Genomic DNA, 25,285 nt, shown 5'->3' with positions numbered 1-25,285 from the left:
GCCTTCTTTGGAGCGATGCTGACATAGTGCGCACCGTTTGCCGGTTTTACAAAGGGGGTGTTGCATGCCGGATTTCGCCCGTGACGCCGAAAGACCGGGCGCCACGAAAGTTGCATTGCGCAATCGCCTGCTCGCGTTGCGTAGATCAAAAACGCCCGAAGACCTCACCCTCGCCGCCTCCCTCGTGCAATCCGCCCTCGCAGCCCACGTACGCCGAAGCTCACCATCAGTGATCGCCGCCTATGTCCCCATGGGCAGTGAACCCGGCGGCCCGGAGCTCCCCGAGGTCATCCGCCTGGCCGCCCGCACGACCGCACTGCTGCTCTTGCCCGTCCTGCTCCCCGACCGCGACCTCGACTGGGCCGGCTACGAGGGCCCCTCGTCGCTGCGTCCGGGAGCCCGGGGCCTGATGGAGCCGGCTGGACCCCGCCTCGGCACGGCCGCCATCGCCCGAGCGGACCTCGTCGTCGTCCCGGCACTCGCCGTCGACCGGTACGGCGTACGCATGGGTCGCGGCGGCGGCTCCTACGACCGAGCCCTGGCCCGCGTACCCGTGACGGCGTTCACCGTCGCCCTGCTGCACGACGGTGAACTGCTCGATGCGGTACCGGCCGAACCCCACGACAGACGCGTACGGGCGGCGATCACACCCGCCCAGGGCCTCAACGACGCGCTCGACTGGACGAAATAACATCCGATGACGGAGCATTGGCACTCGTAGACGGCGAGTGCCAAGCCATCGAGATCGACGCGGAGGACCAGTGCCCACGTACCAGTACGCATGCACCGAGTGCGGGGAGCAGCTCGAGAGGGTGCAGTCTTTTTCTGACCCGGCGCTGACGGAGTGCCCCACCTGCAGCGGCAAGCTCCGCAAGGTCTTCAACTCGGTAGGGATCGTCTTCAAGGGCTCCGGCTTCTACCGCACGGACTCGCGCTCCGGCAACGGAAGCTCGGACAAGCCGTCGACGACCTCCACGACGTCGTCCTCGTCGTCCGACAGCAAGCCGGACTCCTCCTCGACGTCGTCCACCACGTCGGCACCGGCAACCACCTCCTCTTCGAGCTCGACGACGGCGCCCGCCGCCGCCTCGACGTCTTCCTGATCACCGGTTCCTGACCCCGGCGAGGCCCGTCCTTTCTATCGGGCGGGCCTTCGCCTTCCGGGGTTATCCACAACGCGGCGTTATCCACAGCCACGCCGACGCCCGGCTCACGAGGTGCCTAGCTTCAGGGCGTGCGACGGAAGCAAACGGAACCCGAACCGACCCTCGACCCGGTACGCCGACGCAGGCCGAGCGGCACGGCCCTCGTACGTCTGGTGACGGTGGCGGTGCTGCTCGCGACCGCCGCGACTCTGATCTGGTCCAGCCCGGCGACCTGCACACCGCCACGGGAGCCGCTCCTCACCGCGCGACCCGCGACCGAGGCGACTGCGACGAGTCCCGGCCGATCCAAAGCCGCCACGCGCGACCAGCGACCGGCGGGGACGACATCACGCGACCGCCCGGTAGAGGTGGCGCCGGACGGTCCTTCAAGAGCGCCAAGCGGCTCCGGGGTGTCTGCCGCACCGGACGGCGCCCCGTCCTACTCGGCGAGGGGCGGCCTAGACGCCTCACCAGGCGGCGACTCCCCATCACCCGTCGCGCCTTCGCGGGCGGCCGCGCCGCCCGGCACGGTGGCCGTTCCCGTTCGCCTGACGGAGCCCGCAGCGCTGGGGCTGGTACGCGCCGGTGACCGGGTGGATCTCTATCGCGCCGGAGAGGACACCGGGCCGACCGCCACTGCCGCGCTGGTTCTCCAAGTAACGGGCGCGGACGACCCGCTCACCGGTGGCTTGCTGGTCGCGGTGACGCCGTCCGCGGCGAAGGAGACCGTCCGGCATACAGCAGCAGGCTACGTAGTCGTCATTCGGCCCGACGGGTGACGACTAAGGGTCGCGCCAGCGCCGGCACGGGCGTCGGCCGGCAGCCCCAGCCTCGCCCAGATGTGAGTGGGCGTCCGCGAACGAGCGCAACAGTTTCAGCCGGCCCGCGCCCGCGGCCTCGGGTCGACTACGCCCGACGCCCTCGGACGGGGTCGCGCCCACCGCCCTCGGACCAGCCTGCGTCCGGCTGCCTCGGACCAGCCGGCAGCCTCGGACCAGCCTGCGCCCGGCAGCCTAGGGAGCGTCTCTCGGATCAGGTGTTCGTTGATGGGACGTGACGGTTCGTCGATGGATCTCTGATGAGATGTGGGCGTAGCTGGAGCCCTATCTGCCGGACCGGTCGCCGCAGCGTGGGGGCCGGTGACAGCCACTGAGCTCACAGCTCGACACGGGAACGCGGAACTCGTCAGGACGCGGTGAAGTTCGTCCGGCGGCGCCGTGCCGCGACGAAGGCGACCGTACCGCCGATCAGCAGCACGCCACCCAGCCCCGCGACGACCGCGACGTTCGTGCCGGTCAGCGGAAGGTCACTGCCACCACCCGCACCGCCACCGTCGCCTCCGCCGGCCACATCGGTCGCCGTCGGGGTGGCGACCGATGTGGCCGGGACGGTCGTCGGCGTCGCGGTCGGGCCGGTGGTGGGTCCGCCGGCCGGGGTGGTCGGCGTGGCGGGGGCGCCCTGCACCAGCACGTACGGCCGAAGCTTGTTGTTGTCGCGGTGCGTGTCGGTCACCTGCGCCGCGCGGAGCCCGGTCGTGGCCGGCACCTCCTCGAGACGAAGCAGGTCGCCGGTGCCCGGCTTCATGTCCGGCATCGAGTAGTCACGCCAGTCGACCTGGTCCCAGTCGTCCGCGGTGAACCAGGTGCTGGTGAAGGATGGGCGGCTGCCCGGCTCGGCGTCCGGCTGGACCTTGATCACCGGCTGGGCGACCCGGTAGGTGGCACCGGCCTCGAGTTCCTGGTCGAAGCGGCAGAACGCCCGGTCGCCGTTGGGGCGGTACCAGCAGTTGCGGTACGACGCGGCGTAGGCCAGGCCTGTCGACGGCGACAGCCGCAGCACCGCGCCCTCGGCCGGCTTCGGGCCGCGGTTGGTGACCTCGACGGCCGGCTTCACCACGGCGCCCTGAGCGGCCGACCAGCTCGCGCCGCGCGGCCCGGCCACCAGGTCGATGCTGTCCACCACCGTGATGGTCGCCGTGTCGGTCATCGTCGCCACGCCGTACGCCGAGAAGGTGACCTTGATCTTGCCGGTGCTGCCGACCGCTGCGCCGTCCTTCACCTGGATGTAGGCCTTGTGCTCGGCCCAGATCGAGGACCACTGAATGTTCGGGTCCTGGTCGCACGTGATGGTCGTGCCGGCCTCGACGCAGCCCTCGTCGGGACCGACGCCGCCGTCCGGCAGCCAGGTCGGGATGAAGATGCGGAACAGTCCGCCGGCCTCGCTCAGGTCGAACACGTACTTCATGTTCTTCAGGTCGTTCTCGAGAGGACCACGGATGTTGAGCGACGTGTACCGGCCTTCGACCGAGACACCCTGGTCGGGAAACTCCATCGTGTACGTGTCCGCAGCAGCGTGCGCCGGTCCGGGCAGCACCGCCAGAACGGCCGTCGCGGCCGCTGCCGCGACGCCGAGCATCCTGCGAAGAGCGAACATCCGGGTAACCCCCATGATCGAAGTGACGACGAAGGGTACCGGCAATCGGCGTGCTCGGCTGCCCCGCCTGGGCGGTGCGCACGAAAGGCCGTCATCGACGATGACCGTGGGATGAGATCACCGATGCTTACCGGGTGCCGCTCGCCCGACGGGGCGTCCGGCACACCGGCGCCCGAGCCGTCGTGGGTCGTGATCTCGCGCGTGGATGAACCCTGCACGACTGGCCTGGCCATGGAGCCGGGATCAGCGACCTCGCCGTGGACTCTGCGACGCGGCGTAAGAGGCCGATCTGCAGCTGGACGCCGCCGGCATCCCTCTTACCGAACGTCATGCTCCGAGGTGTCCGCGCGACGCTTCCGCAGCCGTGCGACCAGCAGGCGCACCGGCGGCGCCGGGGCAGCCGACCACCGGCGTTCGACAAACCGGCCTACCGGCAGCGCAACGCCGCCGAACGCTGCATCAACCGGCTCAACAAGGGCGCGGCCCGGCCGTGCGCACCGACAAACTCGCCGTGCACTACCACGCCGCGCTCACCCTGGCCGGGATCCCGCTCTGGACCAAGCCATGATCTCAGAGACGGCTCCTAGGGCCGGCCGCGGCCAAGCGGCCGCGGCCAGCAGCAATGATCGGCTAACCCCAATGCGGCGGCCGGTCCTCCAACAGGCGGTCGTCGTTCGAGTCCTCGATGCCGCTGTAGCCCCAGCCGCGCTCCGTGTCGTCGCGGGTTTGTTCCGGGAGGATCGGCGTCTCCTCGGACTCGAAGTCGACGGTGCGCTCGGCGTCAGCGTCGCGGTCGGGTTCGTCAAGGATGTCCACGGTATGAGGGTAGGCCGCGTCGCGCGCGCTGTCGGCACCCGAGGGATGTAGCGTCGATGAACGTGAGCGCCCCGACCGGATCCGACGACGACGCGTACTGGCAGCGCCCCGAATCCGGTGCGGAGCCGTTCGGTGCCGACAGTCCCGCGCCCGCGCCGAAGCCGGCGTACGAGGGACCGCCGCATCCGCCGCCACCCTCGCCGCAGTGGCGTCCTCCGATCGTGTCGGAGCCACCACCGCCGCGGACCATGCCGCCGCAGGACATGGACGCGCTGGACGAGTCGGAGGGCGCGGCGCGCACGATGACCTACGGCGTCGGCCTGGTCGCGGGCGCCATCGCCCTGATCGTGATGTGCCTGCTCTGCGCCCGCGCGATCTTCTGACGTCGGCACAGGAGCGCCCGAGCCGACCGTGAGGAAACGCGGCAAGGGCGGAGCAGCCACCAGGCAAGCTCCTCAGGATCACAACCGGTCAAGAACCCGGTCCCATCCGACGGATCACCGTCCCGGCCGCCACCCCACATGGCGGCCGGGGCGGCTGCCGTCAGGACGTAGTTCCCCAGACCGCCTGCGCGCCCGAGTCACCCGTCCTGAAGACGTAATAGCCGGAAACCACGGCCAACGCCAGCACGACCACGGCCAGCAACACATCCGCTGCACGCGGTAGACGCTTGTCGGTCGTACGCAACGTCAGAAAGACCATCACAAGGGTCGCGACAGCCAGCGCGAACGTGAAGTAGAACGTCGTCGTCCCGAAGCCGGAGTGCGTGTCGATCTTCTCGAGCGCCGGCCCGGTCATGCCGCTCGCCTTCAGCCGGTCGTACAGCTTCTCGCCCGACTCCTTGGCCACGAACGTCGTGACCGGCGCGGCGATGGCCAGGAGGACGGCCGCCCAGCCGATCTTGGAGCGCCATCGGGGCATGACCGCGTAGACAGCGGCCACGAGGGCCAGGAGCGGCACGAACACGACCGCGGCGTGGAGCACGAGGGCGTGTACGGGCAGGCCGTTGATCTGGTCGAACACGGTCAGCCTCCTTCAAGGTTAAAGAATCTTGGGCGTCAGCCTAGGGGCAACCGGCGCCATGGACATCCCCCTGCTCGCGCTTACGCTTGTCCGGCCGATCCGGTTCATCGGTACGGCCGCACGACCGGCAGACCTGCCCCGCCGCCTTCCCGACCAGCGATCACGTGGTTGAGCGGTGCCGCCGGCCGTGCTGTCATGGTGAGGTGCCGACCGCCGAGGAGCTGCTGCGTGGCCAGGGCCTGCGCGTCACGCGGCCGCGGGTCGCGGTGCTGGACGTGCTGACCGAGGGCGGCCACCTCGAGGTCGAGGAGATCACGCGCCAGGTTCGGACGAAGCTCGACTCGGTGTCGACCCAGGCCGTGTACGACGTGCTCGGCGCCCTGTCCCGAGCCGGCCTGGCCCGGCGCATCGAACCCGCCGGCAGCCCGGCCCGGTACGAGGCGCGGGTCGGCGACAACCATCACCACATCGTCTGCCGCAGCTGCGGCACGATCGAGGACATCGACTGCGTGGTCGGCGAGCGGCCCTGCCTCGACCCCGGCGTGGGCCACGGCTTCGAGGTGGACGAGGCAGAGGTCACCTTCTGGGGACTGTGCCCCTCCTGCCGGAGAACCCGCAGCGCCGACCGCGCGGCCTGACTCCGGGGTGGCCGCACCACTCAAAGACCCGAACTGAACCTGTTCAACTTCGCCTTCCGCGTGGCACGCTGGATCCATGACCACTGCCGGCGACCTCGGACTGTTCGGCCCCGACTCGGTCACCTGGAAGGTGCACGAGGAGCTCATCGTCACCCTCGGCGGCCTGCGCTCGCTCTATCTCCAGGCTCTCCACCCCCGTGCCGTGGCGGCGATCGCCCAGAATTCCGGGTACCGGTCCGACCCGTGGGGACGCCTCGAGCGCACCTCCGACTATGTCGGCACCGTGCTCTACGGCTCCACCGACGAGGTCGAGCGGGCGGCGAGCCGCATCCGGCGGCTGCACGCCCGCATGACGGCGACCGATCCGCGTACGGGTGAGACCTTCCGTGTCGACGAGCCGGAGCTGCTCCTGTGGGTGCACGTGGCCGAGGTGGAGTCGTTCCTGACCACGGCCCGCCGTGCGGGGCTGGAGCTGACCGACGACGAGGTCGACCGCTACTACGCCGAACAGGTGCGCGCCGCCGAGCTCGTCGGGCTCGATCCATCGATGGTGCCCGCGACGGCCGCCGAGGTGGCCGGCTACTACGAGGCGATGCGGCCGCAGCTCGGCTTGACGAAGGACAGCGCGGAGACGGCTCTGTTCCTGACCGTGCCGCCGGTGCCGCAGTCCTGGGGCAGCCGCTCGCTGCGGCTCGGCCTCACGCTCGGGCCCACCCGCTGGGCATACCTCGGCATCGCCTCCACGGCGTTCGGCCTGCTGCCGCCCTGGGCCCGCAAGATGTACGGCGGCCCCGGATGGCAGACCACCGACATGACGGCCGACCTGTCGGTTCGAGGCCTCCGCCTGCTGATGAAGGGGGCGCTGGCCGCGATGCCCCAGCGCTACCGCGTCGCCCCCATGCGCCGCCAAGCCCTGGAAAGGGCCGGCCTGAGCTGACGACGAAGGGCAAGCCGACGAGCCAGGCCGGACCAATGAGCTACGGCCGGCAGACGCCCGCCGACGAGGCCCAGGCAAGCCCATCGAAGGGCAAGGCAATCCCTGACGAAGGCCAAGGTGAACTCTGACGCAGGCCCACGGTGAGCGCCACCGAAGGCCAAGGCGAGCGCCGGCGGAGGGCAAGGCGAGCGCCAACGAAGGAAGACGAAAGCCAAGGCGAGCCCCGACCAAGGGAAGGGCGAAAGCTAAGCCCGCTCCAGATGCTCGACCGCCGACCAAGGCTCTTTCCCCTGCACCGCACTCCCCGCCGGACACGTACGCCGAAAGTCGCACCACCCGCACAACGACCCGGGATTCACCGGAAACTCCCCATCAGGATCCGCCCCGGCCGCCACCGCCTTCTCCGCCGCCATGATGTCCCGCGCTGTGTCCTCCGCGCGTGTGACCTGGCGGGCGAGCGACTCCTCCGTGTGCTCGTGGGCCGCGACCGTGCCGCTCGGCAGGTGGTGCAGCTCGACCCGGTGGCAGGGCCGGCGGAACACCCGCTGTGCCGCGTACGCATACAGCGCCAGGGCCTGGGAGCCGCGGGCGTCGTCAGCGTCCAGCCCGGACCTTCCCGTCTTGTAGTCGACGATCACCGCCTCGCCGGCGCGCGCGTCGATGCGGTCCGCTCGGCCGTTGAAGGCGAGCACTCCCGTCTTCGTGGCCACTACGCGCTCCACGCCGAGCGGCTCCTCCTGCGGGTCGAGACCGGCCACATACGTGTCCAGCCACTCGAGCGCCTTGCGGTAGGTGACGCGTTCCTGGTCGACGTCGCGGTAGCCCTCTCGCACCCAGGTCGCCTTCAGGAGCGTGGGCAGGGAGGCAGAGCTGCGGCGCTGGGCCGGCAGGGCGTACCAGTTCTTGAGGGCCGTGTGCACGCTCGCGCCGAGTGAATTGTGGGCCCAGGGCGGCCCCTTCTGCGGGCTGGGCCGGTCGACGTAGGTGTAGCGGTAGCGGCGCGGGCAGTCGAGGTAGGTGCCGAGCTTGCTCGGCGTGCAGACGAAGAGGCGCTCCGGCATGCCGGCGAACCCCAACTGCTCGGGTACGGCGGCGGCTCGCGGCGAAGTCCTGGGCACGGTTCAATCCTGCCAGGACCCTCCGACAAAACCGCCCCGAGGCTCACCCGGCGGAGTAGAGCTTGACGAACGCTCCGACCGCATCCGCGATGAGCTGCACCGCGATGGCGGCCAGCAGCAGACCCGCGATCCGGGTCAGCACCTCGATGCCGCCCGGCCGGAGCAGCTTGACGATGCCGCCCGAGAACCGCAGCACCAGCCACACGATGAACATCACCGCGACGATGCCGAGCCCGATCACCGTGTAGTCGCCCACACCGTCGGCGCGCTGCACGAACAGCATCGTCGCGACGATCGCGCCCGGGCCGGCCAGCAGCGGCGTGCCGATCGGCACCAGCGCCACGTTGCTCGTGCCGCCCTGCTCCGAGGGTTCGTCCGTCTTGCCTGTGAGCAGCTCCAACGCCACCAGGATCAGCAGAAGCCCGCCCGCGCCCTGCAGGGCCGGCAGCTGGACGTGCAGGTAGTCGAGCAGCGTCTGGCCCGCCACCGCGAAGACGACGATCACGCCCAGCGCGAGCAGCACCGCCTGGGTGCCGGCGCGGGTCCGTTCCTTGGTCGGCATCGTGCCGGTCAGGGCGAGGAAGACGGGCACCATGCCCGGCGGGTCGACGATCACCAGGAGGGTCACGAAGACCTCGCCGAACAACTTCAGATCCACGCGCTCAACCTAGGCGCCGCGCCGGAATCCCGCTCTGAACTGCGAGAACCGTCACCCCAGGACGGGCACTCCGGTGGCAGCGGTCACGATTTTCGCGTACGCGGAAGGCTCGGTCGTGAAAGCGCCCAGCCGGACGGTCTTGTGGGTGCCGTGGAAGTCGGACGATCCCGTGACGACCAGGCCGAGCTCGCCGGCGAGCGCCCGGACGTGGGCCCGCTGCTCCGGCGTGTGGTCCTCGTGGTCGGCCTCGAGTCCGAAGAGGCCGGCCTCCGCCAGGTCCACGATGAGCTTGTCCGGCACGATCCGCCCGCGCACCGTGGCGTTGGGGTGGGCGAACACGGCGACGCCGCCCGCTTCCCGCACCGCCCGCACGGCTTCGAAGACATCAAGATCTGCTTTGGGTACGAAGTAACGCGCGCCCAGCCAGCGGGAGGCGAACGCCTCGTCGGTCGTCCGCACGAGACCGGCCCGGATCAGTGCCTGGGCGATGTGGGGCCGTCCCACCGAGCCGCCGGCCGCATAGCCGCTGACCTCGGGCCAGCTGATGTCCACCCCGTCCGCCCGCAGCAGCTCGACGATCTTCTCGGCACGCTGCTCCCGGTCGCTGCGCAAGCGCGCGAGGTCGGCGGCGAGGCGGGGCTCCTCCGGATCGAACAGATATGCGAGCAGGTGCAGCGGAATGGTGGGCTCCACGCCGAACCAGCGGCAGGACAGCTCTGCTCCGCGTACCAGAGTCAAGTCTTCGGGCCGCGCGGCCGCGGCCTCCTCCCACCCGCCGGTGGTGTCGTGGTCGGTGATGGCCATCACGTCGAGACCCGCCGCGGCACCCGCGCGGACCAGCTCGGCCGGGGTCAGCGTGCCGTCACTGGCGGTCGAGTGGCAGTGCAGGTCGATTCTGGTCACCCAGCGACGCTACCGGTTGCGAGCCCGGGACCCGCGGCGGACGTCAGGCGTCGTCGCCCGCGTCACCGTCTTTGCCCAGCCGCGCCTCGACGGCCTGCGGCTCGTACATCTCCTCGACGACGCGCAGGTAGAGCTCGTTCGGGTTCGGCAGGTGCTTGACCTCACGCAGCGCCTGGTCCTGGCCCGCCGACTCGAGGACGAACGTGCCGTAGCTCAGCATGCGGCCGAGCGCGGATTGTTCATATTTCATGTCGGTGACCCGGAGCAACGGCATCATGGCGACCCGGCGGGTGATGATCCCGTTGACGACCATGACTCGCTTGTTGGTGAGGATGAAGCGGTCGAAGTACCAGTCGCCGACCTTCCACGCGACCCAGCCCATCACGCCGAGCCAGACGAGGACCGCGGCGGTCACCAGGCCGTCGATGTTCTGCCGGGTGAGGAAGCCCGCGAGGTAGCCGAGCAGCAGGGTGGCGCCGATGCCGATCAGCAGCGGTGTCGAGAGGTGAATCCAGTGCCGCTTCCACTCGCCCCGGTACCGCTCGGTCGGGAAGAGATAGCGGGAGACCAGTGTGGTCGGTTCGTCCTCGAGCGGGAGCACGCGGCGCGGTCCACCCGGGACACCGCTGCCGTCGCCGCCGAGTCCTTGCAGCTCTTCCTCGGTGAAGACGGGCGGCTCGTACTCGCCTGGGTCGCGGTATCGCTCCTGCTCACGGGTCTCGTAGTCGTCCCCGAAGGCCGCGCTCGGCGAGTAGCCGGCGTCGCCCGAGTAGCCCGCGTCGGGTGAGAAGCCGGGCCCGCTGCTCGCTGCGGCTCGGCCCCGGGCGTACTCCGGACCGTCGTCGTGGAACGCGGGATCGTTGTAGCCGAAGGACTCGTCGTCGTCCTGAGGGCGGCGCGCACCCTCACCATCAGGTTGCCGCGGCTCACCAGGACCCATACGCCGATGTTAAGCGACGAGGTTGGTGAAGAAGGTTCCGAAACCGCGGGCGATGTCGCCGATCGTGGAACCGAGCGACTCGAAGACGGCCGCGGCCGAGTTCGGGTTGAACGCAATGAAGAAGATCAAGAATGCGATGCCAAGCCAGGTGAGGACCTTCTTGATCATGGCGGGCCTGCTCCTCCGTTGCGGGTACGGTCGACGCCGCGGCAACACTCACGGTATCAGTTTCGCTGCTGTGTGTGAACAATGTGACCGAAAAGCCGATACCGTTCCCGCAGGTCACCGGGGCGAGATCACACCCGGCCGTGCAGGTAGGGCGACGGCGCTCCGTACACGAGCTCGGGCGGAACCCCGTCGGACAGGTCGTGCAGGACGACGTGCTCGGCGAGGAAGTAGCCCGCGCTTGCCGGCCACGCTACCGCATAGAGCCACATTCCTTTGGCTTCACTCACATAGGCGCTTCGGTCTTCCGGGGACTTGACGCACCACAGTGGAGTGGGGTGTCCACCCGCCTTGATCTTCGCGTGCGGGCCGGGCCGCCCGGCGCCGTCGCCGAGCGCCTCGGCGATCAGGTATCCGGGATCGATGCCGGGGATGCCGGCGAAGCGCGTACCGAGGCCGACGCCGGGTTGCTCGGCGATGAGGACCAGGTCCGCCGGGCCGCCGCCGAGCGGGTCGGGCCCGCTGCAGGACAGTGCGGTCGCGCGTACACCCGAACGGTCGTCACCCGCCCAGCCGACACCCGTCACCATCCAGCCCGCGGGAAGGGGCCACGGGCACCAGAGGGGCATGGGCTCGGCGGTGGGGGCGGGCTGACGCAGGGCGCTCTCGATGATCTCGGGCCCGATGTGTTCCGCGACGTGGAAGGGATGGACGTCGCCGCAATTGTCGCAGCGCCATTCGGTGTGCATCAGGTCCGGCGGCCGAACCTGCGCAGCACAACGGGGGCAACTCACGGTGACACCCACCCTCTTAAGGTGCGGGTCGCGGAGGCCCCCGTCAAGCGGATCGGCAGAACCCGGACCGGTCGACCCATCCTGCAGGCTGCACCCGTGCAGGACCCCTGGTCAGTCCGGGGGTGGACCGGCGTGCGCCCGTACCCATGAGTGCATCGCGATGCCACTGGCCACGCCTGCGTTGATCGAGCGCGTGGACCCGTACTGGGCGATCGAGAAGAGTTCGCTGCACGCAGCGCGAGCGGCATCCGAAAGCCCGGGACCCTCCTGGCCGAAGATCAGGACACATTCCCGCGGAAGCGTGACGGTCTCCATCGGCCGCGACCCCGGCAGGTTGTCGATCCCGATGATCGGCAGGCCGGCGTCCGCCGCCCAGCCGGCGAACAGCTCGATCGTCGGATGATGCCGGACGTGCTGGTACCGGTCGGTGACCATGGCGCCGCGACGGTTCCACCGGCGCAGACCGATGATGTGGACCTCGGCGGCGAGGAAGGCGTTGGCATTGCGGACGACGGTGCCGATGTTGAAGTCGTGCTGCCAGTTCTCGATCGCGACGTGGAACGCATGCCGGCGCCGGTCGAGGTCCGCAACGACCGCTTCCCGGCGCCAGTAACGGTAGCGATCAACGACATTGCGCCGGTCACCTTGCTCGAGCAGCTCGGGGTCGTAGCGCTCATCCTCCGGCCAGGGGCCCGGCCACGGGCCGACGCCGACTGCGAGTTGAGGATCTGCATCATCGGGCGCCATGGTCGTGGACGGTAACGGGCCCGGATCTGCGCGTCTCGGGGGGATTACCGACCGGAGACGCAATGAGCGGCGGGGCCCTCCCCGGCGCCCGCCGCCCACGCTCTGTTGGGAAAGAGTTTGCCTTACGGTCCGTATGCATGTGAAGAGGTTTCAACGTGACCCAACTCACAATTAACTTTGTTACCTATTCCGCGTCGCAGTGACCTTGTCGTTATCAAGCTGCGTTAGGGGTCCCGAGTCCGCCCGGGTCGGCACAAAGTGGACGGCGGAAATCTCGTAACAAGCGAAAGCGCTCTCCCTACGATCGGTTACGATCAGGTGCCGTGCGTTCGCCGGTCCCGCTCGTCAGCTTGAGGCGCCGCGGCGCACCGAGCTCGGAGAAGGTGCGCCAGGCCACGTGTCAGGCGGCCCCGGCGCGGGAATTGCCGAGGTGGACCATCGGTTGGAAAGCCACGTAGCCCAATTCCCGTGGACGGAGAGATCATGGCGACCGTTACGCTGACCGCAGAGAACTTCGACGAGGTGACCAGCAAGGACGGCATCGTGCTGGTCGACTTCTGGGCAAGCTGGTGCGGGCCGTGTGTGCGCTTCGCCCCCACCTACGAGCGCTCCTCGGAGAAGCACACCGACATCGTCTTCGGCAAGGTCGACACCGAGGCCCAGCAGGAGCTGGCGGCGAAGTTCGACATCCGCTCGATCCCGACGATCATGGCCGTCCGCGACGGCGTCATCGTCTTCTCCCAGCCCGGCGCCCTTCCCGAGTCGGCGCTCGAGTCCCTGATCGAGCAGGTCGAGAAGCTCGACATGGAGGACGTCCGGAAGCAGCTGGCCACGCACAACCACTGATCCGGCAACGAACCCCGGCGCCGCGGATCTCTTGATCCGCGGCGCTTTCTCGTTCCGGTGATCCGGGTGGACAGTAGCGTCGTACATGTGTTCGAATCCTCGGCATGCGATGGTCTCACCTGTCGGCACCGACCACGCTCCTGGACGCAGCGCCAGCGGCCTCACCCCTGCCGCTGGCGCTGCCCGGAGCGACCGTCCGCACGTTCGACACCCCGGGCTTCGCCGGCATGACCTTCTACGAGATCCGGGCGAAGTCGATCATCAATCGGGTGCCGGGAGCGTCCCGGGTGCCGTTCGAATGGACCATCAACCCCTACCGCGGCTGCTCGCACGCCTGCTCCTACTGCCTCAGCGGCGACACACCGATTCTGATGGCGGACGGCTCGACGCAGCCGTTGTCGCAGCTCCAGGTGGGTGACGCGGTCCTCGGCACGATGGGCGCCGGCCCGCATCGGCGGTACGTGCCCACGACCGTCCTGGATCACTGGTCGACGTCGAAGCCCGCCTACCGCGTCACGCTCGCGGACGGCACGCGCCTCGTGGCCAGCGGGGACCACCGCTTCCTGACCGACCGCGGCTGGCGGCACGTCAGCCCCGCCGAACCCGGCCTCCCCGCCCTCGCCGTCGGCGACCGCATGTCGGGCATCGGCCACTTCGCCGACCCCCCGAAGGAGTCCCCCGACTACAAGACCGGCTACCTGTGCGGCTTGATCCGCGGCGACGCGGGCGCCGCCCCGTCCCCGGACCCGCGCGAGGGCGACGCCTGGATCCGCGCCGACGCCTACCTCGACGACATTCCGATGCACGAGGCCCTGCGCTGGCCCGAGATGCCCTCCGGCAGCTGGTTCCGGGGCTTCCTCGGCGGCGCGTTCGGCTCGACGGGTTCGGCCGAGCGCCTGTCCGTCGTCTTCACGAGCCGCGACCAGGGCTTCCTCGACCGGGTCACCGACGCCCTCACGCACCTCGGCCTGCCCAGCCGCCGCCCGTCCCAGCCCCAGCTCGGCGGCGTCCACTCCGTCGAGGTGGCCCGCGACCTCTGGGCCGCCCTGCGCTTCCGCCACCTCACCGGCGTCAACGATGCGCCGCTCGACGCCTCCGGAGTGGGCGTACGCAGCGATGCCCAGCTGACCGTCGCCGACATCGAGGAGCTCGGGCTCACCCTGCCGCTGTTCGACATCACCACGGGCACGGGCGACTTCATCGCGGACGGCGTCGTCAGCCACAACTGCTTCGCCCGCAACACCCACACCTATCTCGACCTCGACGCGGGCCACGACTTCGACTCCAAGGTGGTCGTCAAGGTCAACGCCGGCGACCTGGTCCGCCGCGAACTGGCCGCCCCGAGATGGACCGGCGCCCCGATCGCCATGGGCACCAACGTGGACGTCTACCAGCGTGCCGAGGGCCGCTACCGGCTGATGCCGCAGATCCTGGCCGCCCTGCGCGACTTCGCCAACCCGTTCTCGATCCTCACCAAGGGCACCCTGATCCTGCGCGACCTCGAGCTCCTCAAGCAGGCGGCCACCGTGACGCACGTCGGCCTGTCCTTCTCCGTGGGCTTTGTCGACGAGACCGTGTGGCGGGCGGTCGAGTCCGGCACGCCCAGCCCCCGCCGCCGCCTGGACGCGGTCCGCCGGCTGACCGACGCCGGCTTCCGGGTCAACGTCCTGATGGCCCCGATCCTGCCCGGCCTGACGGACACCGACGAGTCCATCGAGGAAACCGTGCAGGCCATCGCGGCCTCCGGCGCGGTCAGCGTGACGCCGCTCGCGCTCCACCTGCGCCCGGGGGCCCGTGAGTGGTACGCGTCCTGGCTCACCCGCGAGCACCCAGCGCTGGCGCCGCGCTATCGGGAGCTGTTCCGCGGCGGGTCGTACCTGCCGCAGGCGTTCCAGAACGAGATCGGAGCCCGGGTACGGCTGGCAGCCCGCCGGCACGGCCTCAACCGCCCTTCGCCGGGCGAGGCGCGGCAGGTTCCCGGCCCGGAGGGTGGTGCTGACGCCGAACAGCTCACGTTGCTCTGAGGAGCCGTAATGCCGTGGCCGTGCGGCCCGGCGTCGATAAGGTCGAGGCATGAGAAGCGCGCAGCAGATCCTGGCGAGCGCCGACGTGATCGCCGTCGTCGGAGCGTCGCGCGATCCGTTCAAGCCGTCGCACTCCGTGCCGCTCGAGATGCTCCGGCACGGCTGGAAGATCATTCCGGTCAACCCGTTCGTCGACGAGGTCTTCGGCGTCAGAACGGTGCCGACCCTGGCCGACCTGCCCGAGCCCGTCGACCTGGTCGACATCTTCCGCCCGGCCGCCGACGCCGTCGAGATCGTCCGCCAGGCCGCCGCCATCAAGGCGCCGGCGGTGTGGCTCCAGACCGGCATCGTCTCCGCCGAGGCCCGCCGCATCGCCGCGGAGGCCGGCATGGAGTACGTCGAGGACCGCTGCCTGGCGGTGGAACGCACGATCGGAAACCTGACGAAACTCCGCTGAGCCGGGATCGACGAACGCCGCCGAAGCCACTCGTTCGTGTCGCATGCTGGGGGTCCTGGTCTACCGGACACGCTGTATCGGGGTGCCCCGATCTTCCCGCCGACTAGTACGGTGCCGGGTGAACTAGGAGGACCTCTGATGACTTACCCACCGCCCGGTGGCACGCCGGACCCATATCAGCCGCAGCAGCCGTACGGGCAGCAGCCGTCCTACGACCCCACCTCGCCGTACGCGCAGGACCCGTACGCGGCTCCGGCCAGCGGCGCGCCGTCGAGCGGGCAGCCGTACGGGCAGCAGTCGCCGTACGGTGTGCCGTCCAGCGGGCAGCCCTACGGCCAGCAGTACGCGCAACCGGGATACGGCCAGCCGTACGCGCAACCGGGCTACGGGCAGATGCCCGCACCGACCAACACGATGGCGATCCTCAGCCTCGTGTTCGCCTTCGTCTTCCCACTGGCCGGGATCATCATGGGCCACGTCGCGAAGAAGCAGATCCGCTCGACCGGTGAGTCCGGCGAGGGCCTCGCCACGGCGGGGCTGTGGCTGAGCTACATCTTCGTGATCATCGGCCTGATCTTCTGCGCGTTCTATGTGGCCGTCGTGATCTTCGCGATCGGCAACAGCAGCACCACCACGTACTGACGCACGGCGCCCGGTGGACGCGGTCCACCGGGCACGGGCCGGCGATCAGCCGCTACGGCACCTGCCCGCCGGTCAGCGGAACTCCGCCTCGCGGACGCTGTTGCCGCCGTCGACCACCAGCATCTGCCCGGTGATGTACGACGCCGCGGGCGAGCACAGGAAGGCGATCGCCGCCGCGACCTCGTCGGGGGTGCCGGGGCGGCCGATCGGCGTACCCAGGCCCTGCTTGATCTCGGTCACGGTCGACGCGGCCGTGTAGATCGTTCCCGGGGCGACGCAGTTGACGTTGATGCCGTCCGCCACCAGCTCCATCGCCAGGGCGCGGGTCAGGCCCACGACGCCTGCCTTGGCTGCGGCGTACGCGGCCTCGGTGGGGAGCGCGTTGATCGGGCCGGCGGTCGCGGCGAGGTTGACGATGCGGCCCCAGCCCTGTTCCGCCATGCCGCCGACGAAGGCCCGGCTGCACAGGAAGGCCGTGCTCAGGTTGCGGTCGATCTCCGCTCGCCATTCGTCGTACGTGAGCTGGGCGACCGGCCGGAGCACCTCCGGGCTGGTGCGGCTCGCGAGGCCCGCGTTGTTGACCAGGACCTCGACGTCGCCCAGCTGGTCCGCAATCGCGTCGGCGAGGGCGCCCACCTCCGCCTCGTCGGTCAGGTCCGCGACGAAGCCGGTCACGCCGAGTTCCGTCGCCCGTTCGTGGATGCGCCGGGTCGTCGAGACGATCGCCACCCGGGCGCCGAGGTCGCGCAGGCGGCGAGCGGTCGCGTACCCGATGCCGTCCGGGCTGCCCGCACCCGTGACCAGGGCCACCTTGCCGTCCAGGCGCAGCGTCACCGGGGCCTCCTCGGCCTCGGCCACGGCATCCTCGGTCCCGGCCGGCGCGGACTCCGCGCTGAGCGACTCGGGCTCGGACGAGAGCGCGGCAGACCGGGGCCGGCGTCCGGCTGCGGGACGTGTGGCGTCCCGCCTCGACCGGCTGCCGCTGACGGAACGAGCGTCGAAGACCATGCGGCGATCCTGCCCGCTCGCGCGCAGAGGGGCAAACATCGACTCAGACGTGGCGCACTTCGGTACCACCCAGGCGTCGTCCACAGCCCGGCAACCGGCCGTGACAGGGGCTCCTATCCTTGGTCCCGGAATGCCCGCGCCGGACGGAGGCAGACGTTGACCTACCCACCGACGCCCGGCCCGGACGGCATCCAGCCGCCGCCGCCCGACCCGCCGGTCCAGGCCTACCAGCCCCCGCAGGCCTACCCCCTGCCCGCGGCGTATGCACCCCCGCCCGCCTATCAGCCGCCCGTGGCCCAGGACCCTTATGCGCCCTACGGGCAGCCCGCGAGCCCGTACGCGTACTCGCCGTACCCTCCGGCCGCCCGGCCCACCGAGGGGATGGCGATCGCCTCGCTCGTGATCTCCTGCGTCGCGATCGCGGGGCTGTGCGTCTGGGGCATCGGATTCGTGCTGGGCGTCCTCGGGGCGATCTTCGGGCATGTCGCACGGGGGAAGATCCGCCGGTCGGGCGCCGGGGGCGACGGGATGGCGCTGGCCGGCATCATCATCGGCTGGGTCGTGACGGCGCTGGGGCTGGCCTTCATCGCCCTGCTCGCCATGGCGATCATCTCGGATTCGAGCACCGCCTGAGCCGGTCCGCGACCGCCGATGATCAGCCGCCGGGCTGGGGCGCGGTGGGGATGCCGGCGCTCGGCAGGGGCGTGACCGGCCCCTCCTCGATGAAGATCAGCGGAGCGGTCCGTCCGTAATGCCGGGGCATCTGCTCCCGCGCCCGTTCCAGGTCCTGCGTCCCGATCTCGACGCCCACACCGTCGTGGCGGGCCGCGATCGTGGAGATCCGCACCCCGCGGCTGTGCCACGCCTCCAGGTCCGCCGTGATGTGGTCCTGCCAGCGGGCCAGTTCCCGCAGGCTGTGCTCGGCGTCGCGGACGAAGATGCAGGTGTTGTTTGCCGTCTGCCGGATGAAGTCGTCGAACGCCGCGGAGGGGACCCGGTAGACGATGGCGCGTACCCGTTGCTGGTCGACTTCCAGGCCCGCGTAGCTGTCGGCGTGGTGGGCGCGGCCGCCGGCGTCGATGCGGGCCATGGCCGCCGCCAGCGCGTCGGGTGTGACGGGGACGGTGTGGCCGGCGACGGTCGTCGTCTCGGGGGCACGGGAGAACTCGCACCCCGCCGTCGTCCAGCCGCCGACCAGGCCGGCCTCCGCGGCCTCGGGCTCGTCGCACGCGCCGGTCATGAACACCGCCCCGAGCAGCAGCCCACCGAGCACACATCGAAAGCGGCGCATCGCATGCCCCCTCTCTACCGCGCCCGGCGGCAGTTCGCCAAGGGGTTCAACGACGCTCGCCCGGCGACAGACGCCAGGACCGGAACGCACAGCGGCAAGGATCAGGGCCGAAACGTGGTCAGAGCGGGGACGGAGCTGCCACCCCCTTCCGGCCCCGCGCTCCCGTCAGGATCACCACCGCAACGCCGACCACCAGCACCGCCAGTCCGGGCAACGCCGCTGCCCGGGGGGTCTGCCCCAGCCACGCCCACGCCAGCAGCGCCGCCCCGGGAACCTCGAGCAGGATCAGCACGCTCACCGTTGTGGCCGACACGTGATGCAGCGCGTAGTTGAACATCGAATGCCCGAGCAACTGCGCCCCTGCCACCAGCGCCAGGATCGCCGCCCACGTGCGGCCGTCGAAGCCGATCATCCGCACTCCCGCCACCTGGCACACAACCAGCAGCAGCACGGCGCACGTGCCGTAGCAGACCCACGTGTACGTCGTCGTGCTGAACCGGGTCCGGGCCCGTTCCCCGAACGCCGTGTACACGGCCGCGGCCATCGCGCCGAGCAGCGCCAGGACGTCCGCCAGCACCGCCTGCGTCGACACTCCCACGTCGACCCCGGTCGCCCAGGCGACGCCTGCCACGGCGAGTGCGATGCCGGCCCAGCCTGCCCGCGACGGACCGCTGCCATGGCGGAAATGGCCGGTCGTCGCGGCGATCAGTCCTTGCCAGACCGGCTGGGTCGCCACCAGCGCCGTGGCCGTGGCCACCGAGCCGAGCTGGACGCTCGGCATCCAGGTGGCGAAGTGGGCCGCCAGCGCGACTCCGGCCAGGACGCAGTACAGGCCCTCCCGGCTGTGGAGCGTGCGGACCTCGGCCCGGCGCGGGCCGGCGCTGATCGGGGTGAGGGCGGCGAAGGCCAGACCGTTGCGCCAGAAGGCCACCGCCAGCGCGGGAGCTGCAGCGAAGGCGATCAATGGGGCTGATGACGAGACGGCCAACACTGCGACGCATAATGCGACGACTGTGAGGTATGCGGGCGTTGAGCGTGTATTCATCCTCGCCCGTCGCTTCTTGCATATGAACACATCACAGTTTGTGGACCTCAGTTGAGCGGAAAGTGAAGCGGTCGTTACGCTCACCGCCGTTGTTCATCGGTCAATGCCCCTGGAGAGTGGTTTTTGATGCCCGCCTACCAAGCGGTGCTGTTCGACTTCTTCGGCACGCTGACGCGCTCCGTCCGACGGGGACCTCAGCATGCCGAGATCGCCCGCGCACTCGGGTGCGATCCCGACGCCGTACTGAGCGTCCTGGACCGGACGTTCCAGGTCCGGGCCCGCGGCCAGCTGGGCTCCGCGGAGGCCACCCTACGGTGGGTCACCGAGCAGGCCGGCGGCAGCCCGCGACCGGCTCAGCTGCAGGCCGCCGTACCGGCCCGGGTGGACGCGCTGAAGGCCGACACGGAGCTTCGTGCCGACGCGGAGAGCGTTCTCACCTCCCTCAAGCGCCGCGGGTTGCGGACCGCCGTGATCAGCGACTGCACCCACGAACTGCCCGCTTTTCTGCCCAGCATGCCGATCGCCTCGCTGCTGGACGTCAGCGTGTTCTCGGTGGAGGTCGGCCGCTGCAAACCCGATCCGCTGATCTACCTGGAGGCCTGTTGGCGGCTGCGGGTCGCCCCGGAGGACTGCCTCTACGTGGGCGACGGCGGCAGCCGCGAACTCACCGGGGCGGCCGCGGTCGGCATGACACCGGTCCGGCTGAGCGCCCCGGATCTCGCCGACCACCTGGTCTTCAACCGCGACGAGGACTTCGCCGGGCTGAGCGTGTCGTCGCTGTCGGCGGTCGTCGACCTGCTGGACCGCGTACCGTCCCTGAATTGAGCGCAAGCGGGGACCTGAGAGGATGGGCCGGTGACGACCGAGCTCGTGGCCGAGGCGATCAAGAAGGCCGGCATCGCCTGGATCAGCGTCGGCGGCCGGCCCGCCGTGGGCCTCTGGGTCATGCCGCTCGACGGGACGCTCGTCGTGCTGAGCGGGCCGGGTGAGCAGCCGGCGCCGGGACTCGCCGAGGCCACCAGCGCGGAGGTGCGGCTCCGCGGCGACAACGGCGGGCTCATCGTCGTCGTCGAGGCCGGCGTCGAGCGGATCGAGCCGGGCACCGCGGCCTGGGACGAGATCGCCCCGCAGCTCGCCGCCAAGCGCCTGAACGCTGCGGGCACCGCCGAGGAGCAGGTGGCCAGGTGGGCCGCGACCGATTGCGCGATCGTGCGGCTCACCCCGGCGGAGACGGCTCCGATCGCCGCCCCGGAGCTGCCCGCGGACTCGGGTGCGGCTCCGCCGCGGGAGACCCCGGCGCGGGTTCCGGTCCGTCGTCCGTTCCGCCTTCATCGGGTACGCCGGAAGCGCTAGCCCACGAACGGCGGCACCGCGATCTCCCCCTTCGCCACCGGCACCACGTGCCCCGCAACGGTCGCAGAGGTGGCCGTACCGTCGGATGCCGTCACCGTGCACTCCAGCAGCGACGGCCGGTGCATCTCGATCCCCTGGTGCACGGTGTACGCGCTCGTTCCGTCCCCGGGCAGCCAGCCGTTGGCGACCAGCCACACGCCGAGACCCAGGGCCGCCGATCCGGTCGCCGGGTCCTCTGGCACCGACACACCGGGGCAGAACACCCTGGCGTACGCGGTCCGCGTGTCGGCGTCCCACGCGAACACGCTGATCTGCGACACCCCCGCCTTCGCCGCCCGCGCGGTGTCCGCCCACGCCCGGGCCAGCGCCCGGCGCTCGACCGGCAGGTAGACGAACTCGAGGCCGCAGCCCGCCGCCGACGGGGTGGCCGAGGCGCCGGCGTAGTCGTCGGCCGCCAGCCCGGTCAGTTCCAGCAGCGCCGCGGAGGGGAACTGGGCACCCAGCGACGGCGTACCGCCGGTGAGGGTGGCGGAGCCGGCGTCGGAGACCACGACCGGCAGCAGGCCGGCGCCGCACTCCTGCACGAGGTGTCCGGCTGCGGCCAGTCCCCGGCGTACCGACGTCACCGCCGCACCGACGCTCGGGTGACCGGCGAACGGCAGCTCCGTCTCGGGGGTGAAGATCCGCGCCCGGTAGGTGGCCTCGATGTCGGTCGGCGGCAGCACGAACACCGTCTCGGAGAGGTTGAACTCGCGGGCCAGTGCCTGCATCTGGTCGCCGCCGAGCGCCTCGGCGCCGTAGACGACGGCGAGGGGGTTGCCCGCGAACGGCCGGTCGGTGAAGACGTCCACGATCTCGTACGCCACGGTAGCCATGGCATGACGCTAACCCAGGGTCCGCAGTGCGAGTCGTGACGGGATACGGCAACCCCTAGGCTGTTTGCGTGACCATGGGGACGAGGGTTTATCTGGCGCGGCTCGCCGCTCTGCCCGTGTTCGACCCCAACGGCGACCGGGTCGGCCGGGTACGCGACGCCGTGGTGCGGCTGCGGACCACCAACCGGCCGCCGCAGGTCGTCGGGCTGGTCGCCGAGATGGCACTGCGGCGGCGCATCTTCCTGCCCATCGGGCGGGTGACCTCGATGGATGCCGAGGCGGTCGTGCTCAGCACCGGCACGCTCAACCTGCGCCGGTTCGAGAAGCGGCCCAACGAGCTGCTGGTTCTCGAGGATCTGCTGGACCGCCGGGTGACCATCGACGCCGAGGACCGCACCGGGCCCCAGCAGACCGGCACGGTCGTCGACCTCGGCATGGACCTCAACCGCAACAACGAATGGCTGATCACGCGGGTCGCCGTCCGCCAGCACACCGGCCGGCTCGCCCGGCGCGGCCACCTGTACCAGGTGGAGTACGACCGGGTCCGCGGGCTGGTCGGCCCGACCGACACCCAGGGCAGCGCGAACCTGGTGGCGCTGCTCGAGCAGATGCGCCCGGCCGACATGGCGAACGCGTTGCAGGACCTGTCCGACAGCCGCCGCAACGAGGTGGCCGCGGCGCTCAGCGACCGTACGCTCGCCGACGTCCTCGAGGAGCTGCCGGAGCACGACCAGGTCGAGATCCTGGTCCGCCTGGACCGGGAGCGGGCCGCGGACGTGCTCGAACGGATGGACCCGGACGACGCCGCCGACCTCCTCGCCGAGCTGCCGAAACCCGAACAGGCGATCCTCCTCGACCTCATGGAGCCCGAGGAGGCGGCGCCGGTCCGGGCGCTGATGAACTACACGCCGGGCACCGCCGGTTCGGTCATGACCTCGGAGCCGGTCATCCTCACCCCGGATGCCACCGTCGCCGAGGCGCTGGCCCGGATCCGCGAACCCGAGCTCTCCCCGGTGGTGGCCGCGCAGGTGTTCGTGGCCCGGGCGCCGTCCGCGACACCGAGCGGCAAGTACCTCGGCATGGTCCACTTCCAGCGGCTGTTGCGGGAGCCGCCGTCCTCCATCCTGGGCGGGCTGATCGAGACGGACATCGATCCGCTGGCGCCGGAGACGAATCTCATGGAGATCACCCGGCGGATGGCCACCTACGACATGGTCGCCATGCCGGTCGTGGACAACGCCTACCGGCTGGTGGGCGCGGTCACCGTCGACGACGTGCTCGACCACTCGCTGCCCCGCGACTGGCGTGACCGTGACACGCAGGACGCGGCGCTGGAGGAAGGCTCCTCATGACGGACACTCGGCGCGAGCGGCTCGATCGCCTGGATCAGCCGGTGGAGCCCGGGCGGGTCCGGCTGCCCCGCTTCGACCCGGAGGCGTTCGGGCAGTGGTCGGAGAACATCGCCCGCTACATGGGTACGGCCAGATTCATCGTCTACATGACCGTGGTCATCGCGGCGTGGTTCGCGTGGAACACCCTCGCGCCTCAGGGACTGCGCTTCGACCCGTACACGTTCACGTTCCTGACTTTGATCCTCTCCCTGCAGGCGTCCTATGCCGCGCCCCTGATCCTGCTCGCGCAGAACCGGCAGGCCGACCGCGACCGCCTCGCGATGGAGGAGGACCGCCGCCGGGCCGCCATGCAGAAGGCGGACACGGAGTATCTGGCCCGCGAGATCGCCTCGCTGCGCATCGCGCTCGGCGAGGTCGCCACCCGCGACTTCCTCCGCTCCGAGCTGGCGCGGATGGCCGATGAACTGGACGAAGCCGCCCACCGGCGGCAGAAGCTGGAACGCAAGGAGTGGGAGGAAGAGCACTCCTGAGCCCGCCAGGGGCTTGCGTAAGCTTGGCGTCATGTCCGCACCCGCCCCCACCCTCGAGGAAGCCGTCCAGGCCGCCCTCGCCACGGTCGACGACCCCGAGATCCGCCGGCCCATCACCGAGCTCGGCATGGTCAAGGGCTTCACCGTCGCCGGCACCAAGATCTCCGTCGAGATCCTTCTGACCGTCGCCGGCTGCCCGCTGCGCGACAAGCTCACCAACGACATCACCGCCGCGGTCACGAAGATCCCCGGTATCGACACGGTGGAGATCGACTTCGGCGTCATGACCGAGGAGCAGCGCAAGGCCCTGCAGGCCACGCTGCGCGGCGGCGGCCAGAGCGCCGAGCCGGTCATCCCCTTCGCCCAGCCCGGCTCCAAGACCCGGGTGTACGCGGTGGCCAGCGGCAAGGGCGGCGTCGGCAAGTCCAGCGTCACCGTGAACCTGGCGGCGGCGCTCGCCAAGCGCGGCCTGTCGGTCGGCGTCATCGACGCGGACATCTACGGCCACTCGGTGCCCCGCATGCTCGGCGTCGACGGCCGCCCCACCCGGGTCGAAGACATGATCATGCCGCCGCAGTCGCACGGCGTGAAGGTCATCTCGATCGGCATGTTCACCGCAGGCAACGCCGCCGTCGTGTGGCGCGGGCCGATGCTGCACCGCGCACTGCAGCAATTCCTCGCCGACGTCTTCTGGGGCGACCTCGACGTGCTGCTCCTCGACCTGCCCCCGGGCACCGGCGACGTGGCGATCTCCCTGGCGCAGCTGCTGCCCAACGCCGAGATCCTGGTCGTCACCACACCGCAGGCCGCGGCGGCTGAGGTCGCCGAGCGGGCGGGTGCCATCGCGCTGCAGACGCATCAGCGGCTGGTCGGCGTGGTCGAGAACATGTCCTGGCTCGAGCTGCCGGACGGCTCCCGCATGGAGGTCTTCGGGGCGGGGGGCGGCTCGACGGTGGCCGCGTCGCTGACCCAGACGGTCGGAGCTTCGGTGCCGTTGCTGGGTCAGGTTCCGCTGGACACGCGGGTTCGCGAGGCCGGGGACGCGGGTACGCCGATCGTGCTCGCCGACCCTTCGGCGCCTGCTGCCAAGGCTCTGGATGCTGTTGCTGAGCGGCTGGCTGTTCGGCGGGAGTCGTTGGTGGGGAAGCCGCTCGGTCTCATGGTGAACGCCCGGCGGTGAGGTTTTGGGCTCTCGGGGTGGGCTTTTGGGGCGGGGATTGCCTCACTCCGGGCGGTCAGGCTTGATCCCTGCGTGAGGCAATCCCCGCCCCAAAAGCCGTTGTGGTTGCGCTGATCGTGCACGCACCGGCCGGGGCCAGCGCCAAGCCGTGGCGGCGAGCGCGGTCGAGGTCGGTCCGGAGTCGGACGGTGCTCAGCCGAAGTGCGGGCGAACCGCGGCCAGGGTTAGGCGGAGACCGGCACTGGACGGCCGCCCGGCCCGTGCCCGGCAGGCCGCGCCCGACCTGAGCGGGGCGCCAGACCATCGCCCAGCCTGAGCCCCGACGCCGGACCGCGCCCGACCCGAGGCCGCCGCTCCGCCCGGTC

General features: G+C 70.6%; 29 protein-coding genes and 1 pseudogene. 15 read left to right on the top strand and 15 right to left on the bottom strand.

Going from position 1 to position 25,285, the window contains the following annotated elements; genetic code table 11:
* Positions 1-64: 64 nt before the first annotated feature.
* The gene (locus tag ACIBO8_RS04115) at positions 65-691 is read left to right on the top strand and encodes a 5-formyltetrahydrofolate cyclo-ligase (RefSeq protein ID WP_396113583.1); all 627 of its coding nucleotides are present in this window, start codon (positions 65-67) and stop codon (positions 689-691) included.
* 37 nt (positions 692-728) lie between these two features.
* Positions 729-854: pseudogene (locus ACIBO8_RS04110) on the top strand (FmdB family zinc ribbon protein); the annotation flags it as partial.
* A 62-nt stretch (positions 855-916) separates the two neighbouring features.
* Here ACIBO8_RS04110 and ACIBO8_RS04105 read toward each other — a convergent pair.
* The 3 genes from ACIBO8_RS04105 to ACIBO8_RS04095 form a co-directional block, all read right to left on the bottom strand.
* Complete coding sequence (locus ACIBO8_RS04105; protein WP_396113905.1) at positions 917-1,051, bottom strand: hypothetical protein; 135 nt, start codon at positions 1,049-1,051, stop codon at positions 917-919.
* A 1,279-nt stretch (positions 1,052-2,330) separates the two neighbouring features.
* A complete protein-coding gene (locus tag ACIBO8_RS04100) occupies positions 2,331-3,578 on the bottom strand; it encodes an LPXTG cell wall anchor domain-containing protein (RefSeq protein WP_396113582.1) in 1,248 nt (415 codons plus the stop codon).
* A gap of 630 nt (positions 3,579-4,208) precedes the next feature.
* Positions 4,209-4,394: a hypothetical protein gene (locus ACIBO8_RS04095; protein WP_396113581.1), complete on the bottom strand. Its 186-nt coding sequence runs from the start codon at positions 4,392-4,394 to the stop codon at positions 4,209-4,211.
* 56 nt (positions 4,395-4,450) lie between these two features.
* On the opposite strand from ACIBO8_RS04095, the gene ACIBO8_RS04090 reads away from it, so the two are divergent.
* A complete protein-coding gene (locus tag ACIBO8_RS04090; RefSeq protein ID WP_396113580.1) occupies positions 4,451-4,777 on the top strand; it encodes a translation initiation factor 2 in 327 nt (108 codons plus the stop codon).
* Between the two features lie 160 nt (positions 4,778-4,937).
* Here the strand turns inward: ACIBO8_RS04090 and ACIBO8_RS04085 are convergent, their stop codons facing one another.
* Complete coding sequence (locus tag ACIBO8_RS04085) at positions 4,938-5,417, bottom strand: DUF2231 domain-containing protein (protein ID WP_396113579.1); 480 nt, start codon at positions 5,415-5,417, stop codon at positions 4,938-4,940.
* Positions 5,418-5,620: 203 nt separating this feature from the next.
* Between ACIBO8_RS04085 and ACIBO8_RS04080 the strand changes: the two genes are divergently transcribed.
* Both ACIBO8_RS04080 and ACIBO8_RS04075 read left to right on the top strand, forming a co-directional pair.
* A complete protein-coding gene (locus tag ACIBO8_RS04080) occupies positions 5,621-6,055 on the top strand; it encodes a Fur family transcriptional regulator (protein ID WP_396113578.1) in 435 nt (144 codons plus the stop codon).
* Between the two features lie 76 nt (positions 6,056-6,131).
* Positions 6,132-6,992: an oxygenase MpaB family protein gene (locus ACIBO8_RS04075; protein ID WP_396113577.1), complete on the top strand. Its 861-nt coding sequence runs from the start codon at positions 6,132-6,134 to the stop codon at positions 6,990-6,992.
* Positions 6,993-7,237: 245 nt separating this feature from the next.
* On the opposite strand, the gene ACIBO8_RS04070 is transcribed toward ACIBO8_RS04075, so the two are convergent.
* From ACIBO8_RS04070 to ACIBO8_RS04040, 7 genes are all read right to left on the bottom strand, one after another.
* Positions 7,238-8,053 (bottom strand): RecB family exonuclease, encoded by an 816-nt coding sequence (locus ACIBO8_RS04070; protein WP_396113889.1) that lies wholly within the window; start codon positions 8,051-8,053, stop codon positions 7,238-7,240.
* Positions 8,054-8,153: 100 nt separating this feature from the next.
* Entirely contained in the window at positions 8,154-8,768 is a 615-nt protein-coding gene (locus tag ACIBO8_RS04065; protein ID WP_396113576.1) for a MarC family protein, read from the bottom strand.
* A 51-nt stretch (positions 8,769-8,819) separates the two neighbouring features.
* A complete protein-coding gene (locus ACIBO8_RS04060) occupies positions 8,820-9,671 on the bottom strand; it encodes a PHP domain-containing protein (RefSeq protein WP_396113575.1) in 852 nt (283 codons plus the stop codon).
* Positions 9,672-9,714: 43 nt separating this feature from the next.
* Complete coding sequence (locus ACIBO8_RS04055; RefSeq protein ID WP_396113574.1) at positions 9,715-10,611, bottom strand: PH domain-containing protein; 897 nt, start codon at positions 10,609-10,611, stop codon at positions 9,715-9,717.
* 9 nt (positions 10,612-10,620) lie between these two features.
* Complete coding sequence (locus tag ACIBO8_RS04050) at positions 10,621-10,779, bottom strand: hypothetical protein (RefSeq protein ID WP_023562582.1); 159 nt, start codon at positions 10,777-10,779, stop codon at positions 10,621-10,623.
* Between the two features lie 128 nt (positions 10,780-10,907).
* Positions 10,908-11,570 carry a DUF6758 family protein gene (locus ACIBO8_RS04045; protein WP_396113573.1) on the bottom strand — a complete coding sequence of 221 codons (663 nt, stop codon included), beginning with the start codon at positions 11,568-11,570 and terminating at the stop codon, positions 10,908-10,910.
* Positions 11,571-11,681: 111 nt separating this feature from the next.
* Complete coding sequence (locus ACIBO8_RS04040) at positions 11,682-12,317, bottom strand: TrmH family RNA methyltransferase (protein WP_396113572.1); 636 nt, start codon at positions 12,315-12,317, stop codon at positions 11,682-11,684.
* A 483-nt stretch (positions 12,318-12,800) separates the two neighbouring features.
* Between ACIBO8_RS04040 and trxA the strand changes: the two genes are divergently transcribed.
* From trxA to ACIBO8_RS04020, 4 genes are all read left to right on the top strand, one after another.
* The gene (trxA, locus tag ACIBO8_RS04035; RefSeq protein ID WP_396113571.1) at positions 12,801-13,163 is read left to right on the top strand and encodes a thioredoxin; all 363 of its coding nucleotides are present in this window, start codon (positions 12,801-12,803) and stop codon (positions 13,161-13,163) included.
* A gap of 104 nt (positions 13,164-13,267) precedes the next feature.
* Positions 13,268-15,187 carry an intein-containing Rv2578c family radical SAM protein gene (locus ACIBO8_RS04030; RefSeq protein WP_396113570.1) on the top strand — a complete coding sequence of 640 codons (1,920 nt, stop codon included), beginning with the start codon at positions 13,268-13,270 and terminating at the stop codon, positions 15,185-15,187.
* A gap of 49 nt (positions 15,188-15,236) precedes the next feature.
* Positions 15,237-15,644, top strand: coding sequence for a CoA-binding protein (locus ACIBO8_RS04025; protein WP_396113569.1), 408 nt, complete (start codon positions 15,237-15,239; stop codon positions 15,642-15,644).
* Between the two features lie 138 nt (positions 15,645-15,782).
* The gene (locus tag ACIBO8_RS04020; RefSeq protein WP_396113568.1) at positions 15,783-16,286 is read left to right on the top strand and encodes a DUF4190 domain-containing protein; all 504 of its coding nucleotides are present in this window, start codon (positions 15,783-15,785) and stop codon (positions 16,284-16,286) included.
* A 72-nt stretch (positions 16,287-16,358) separates the two neighbouring features.
* Here ACIBO8_RS04020 and ACIBO8_RS04015 read toward each other — a convergent pair whose 3' ends face one another.
* Positions 16,359-17,294: an SDR family NAD(P)-dependent oxidoreductase gene (locus ACIBO8_RS04015; RefSeq protein ID WP_396113567.1), complete on the bottom strand. Its 936-nt coding sequence runs from the start codon at positions 17,292-17,294 to the stop codon at positions 16,359-16,361.
* 156 nt (positions 17,295-17,450) lie between these two features.
* Between ACIBO8_RS04015 and ACIBO8_RS04010 the strand changes: the two genes are divergently transcribed.
* Positions 17,451-17,927, top strand: a complete 477-nt coding sequence (locus tag ACIBO8_RS04010) for a DUF4190 domain-containing protein (protein ID WP_396113566.1) — start codon at positions 17,451-17,453, stop codon at positions 17,925-17,927.
* Positions 17,928-17,949: 22 nt separating this feature from the next.
* On the opposite strand, the gene ACIBO8_RS04005 is transcribed toward ACIBO8_RS04010, so the two are convergent.
* A complete protein-coding gene (locus ACIBO8_RS04005) occupies positions 17,950-18,585 on the bottom strand; it encodes a hypothetical protein (protein WP_396113565.1) in 636 nt (211 codons plus the stop codon).
* A 118-nt stretch (positions 18,586-18,703) separates the two neighbouring features.
* Positions 18,704-19,630, bottom strand: coding sequence for a DMT family transporter (locus ACIBO8_RS04000; protein WP_396113564.1), 927 nt, complete (start codon positions 19,628-19,630; stop codon positions 18,704-18,706).
* Between the two features lie 126 nt (positions 19,631-19,756).
* Here ACIBO8_RS04000 and ACIBO8_RS03995 point away from each other — a divergent pair, with 126 nt between their 5' ends.
* Complete coding sequence (locus tag ACIBO8_RS03995; protein ID WP_396113563.1) at positions 19,757-20,455, top strand: HAD family hydrolase; 699 nt, start codon at positions 19,757-19,759, stop codon at positions 20,453-20,455.
* A 30-nt stretch (positions 20,456-20,485) separates the two neighbouring features.
* Positions 20,486-20,983, top strand: coding sequence for a hypothetical protein (locus ACIBO8_RS03990; RefSeq protein ID WP_396113562.1), 498 nt, complete (start codon positions 20,486-20,488; stop codon positions 20,981-20,983).
* Here the strand turns inward: ACIBO8_RS03990 and ACIBO8_RS03985 are convergent.
* Positions 20,980-21,858 carry a PhzF family phenazine biosynthesis protein gene (locus tag ACIBO8_RS03985; protein WP_396113561.1) on the bottom strand — a complete coding sequence of 293 codons (879 nt, stop codon included), beginning with the start codon at positions 21,856-21,858 and terminating at the stop codon, positions 20,980-20,982. The genes ACIBO8_RS03990 and ACIBO8_RS03985 overlap by 4 nt on opposite strands.
* Positions 21,859-21,926: 68 nt before the next feature.
* Here ACIBO8_RS03985 and ACIBO8_RS03980 point away from each other — a divergent pair, with 68 nt between their 5' ends.
* The 3 genes from ACIBO8_RS03980 to ACIBO8_RS03970 are packed head-to-tail and all read left to right on the top strand — an operon-like array spanning position 21,927 to position 24,920.
* Positions 21,927-23,210, top strand: coding sequence for a magnesium transporter MgtE N-terminal domain-containing protein (locus ACIBO8_RS03980; RefSeq protein WP_396113560.1), 1,284 nt, complete (start codon positions 21,927-21,929; stop codon positions 23,208-23,210).
* Complete coding sequence (locus ACIBO8_RS03975; RefSeq protein WP_396113559.1) at positions 23,207-23,740, top strand: DUF1003 domain-containing protein; 534 nt, start codon at positions 23,207-23,209, stop codon at positions 23,738-23,740. The genes ACIBO8_RS03980 and ACIBO8_RS03975 overlap by 4 nt, the downstream gene beginning before the upstream one ends.
* Before the next feature lie 31 nt (positions 23,741-23,771).
* Positions 23,772-24,920: an Mrp/NBP35 family ATP-binding protein gene (locus ACIBO8_RS03970; RefSeq protein WP_396113558.1), complete on the top strand. Its 1,149-nt coding sequence runs from the start codon at positions 23,772-23,774 to the stop codon at positions 24,918-24,920.
* Positions 24,921-25,285: the final 365 nt, after the last annotated feature.

Source organism: Actinoplanes sp. NPDC049681 (assembly GCF_044465265.1).
Lineage (GTDB): Bacteria > Actinomycetota > Actinomycetes > Mycobacteriales > Micromonosporaceae > Actinoplanes.
This window is presented reverse-complemented; position numbering and strand designations above follow the sequence as displayed.

Coding starts and splice junctions, on each gene's coding strand:
- ACIBO8_RS04100 (WP_396113582.1), bottom strand. CDS start 3,578: ATGTTCGCTCTTCGCAGGATGCTCGGCGTCGCGGCAGCGGCCGCGACG.
- ACIBO8_RS04000 (WP_396113564.1), bottom strand. CDS start 19,630: ATGAATACACGCTCAACGCCCGCATACCTCACAGTCGTCGCATTATGC.
- ACIBO8_RS04005 (WP_396113565.1), bottom strand. CDS start 18,585: ATGCGCCGCTTTCGATGTGTGCTCGGTGGGCTGCTGCTCGGGGCGGTG.
- ACIBO8_RS04075 (WP_396113577.1), top strand. CDS start 6,132: ATGACCACTGCCGGCGACCTCGGACTGTTCGGCCCCGACTCGGTCACC.
- ACIBO8_RS03995 (WP_396113563.1), top strand. CDS start 19,757: ATGCCCGCCTACCAAGCGGTGCTGTTCGACTTCTTCGGCACGCTGACG.
- ACIBO8_RS04090 (WP_396113580.1), top strand. CDS start 4,451: ATGAACGTGAGCGCCCCGACCGGATCCGACGACGACGCGTACTGGCAG.
- ACIBO8_RS04020 (WP_396113568.1), top strand. CDS start 15,783: ATGACTTACCCACCGCCCGGTGGCACGCCGGACCCATATCAGCCGCAG.
- ACIBO8_RS04025 (WP_396113569.1), top strand. CDS start 15,237: ATGAGAAGCGCGCAGCAGATCCTGGCGAGCGCCGACGTGATCGCCGTC.
- ACIBO8_RS04070 (WP_396113889.1), bottom strand. CDS start 8,053: ATGCCGGAGCGCCTCTTCGTCTGCACGCCGAGCAAGCTCGGCACCTAC.
- ACIBO8_RS04015 (WP_396113567.1), bottom strand. CDS start 17,294: ATGGTCTTCGACGCTCGTTCCGTCAGCGGCAGCCGGTCGAGGCGGGAC.
- ACIBO8_RS03970 (WP_396113558.1), top strand. CDS start 23,772: ATGTCCGCACCCGCCCCCACCCTCGAGGAAGCCGTCCAGGCCGCCCTC.
- ACIBO8_RS04115 (WP_396113583.1), top strand. CDS start 65: ATGCCGGATTTCGCCCGTGACGCCGAAAGACCGGGCGCCACGAAAGTT.
- ACIBO8_RS03985 (WP_396113561.1), bottom strand. CDS start 21,858: ATGGCTACCGTGGCGTACGAGATCGTGGACGTCTTCACCGACCGGCCG.
- ACIBO8_RS04055 (WP_396113574.1), bottom strand. CDS start 10,611: ATGGGTCCTGGTGAGCCGCGGCAACCTGATGGTGAGGGTGCGCGCCGC.
- ACIBO8_RS03975 (WP_396113559.1), top strand. CDS start 23,207: ATGACGGACACTCGGCGCGAGCGGCTCGATCGCCTGGATCAGCCGGTG.
- ACIBO8_RS04050 (WP_023562582.1), bottom strand. CDS start 10,779: ATGATCAAGAAGGTCCTCACCTGGCTTGGCATCGCATTCTTGATCTTC.
- ACIBO8_RS04030 (WP_396113570.1), top strand. CDS start 13,268: ATGCGATGGTCTCACCTGTCGGCACCGACCACGCTCCTGGACGCAGCG.
- trxA (WP_396113571.1), top strand. CDS start 12,801: ATGGCGACCGTTACGCTGACCGCAGAGAACTTCGACGAGGTGACCAGC.
- ACIBO8_RS04040 (WP_396113572.1), bottom strand. CDS start 12,317: ATGGCGCCCGATGATGCAGATCCTCAACTCGCAGTCGGCGTCGGCCCG.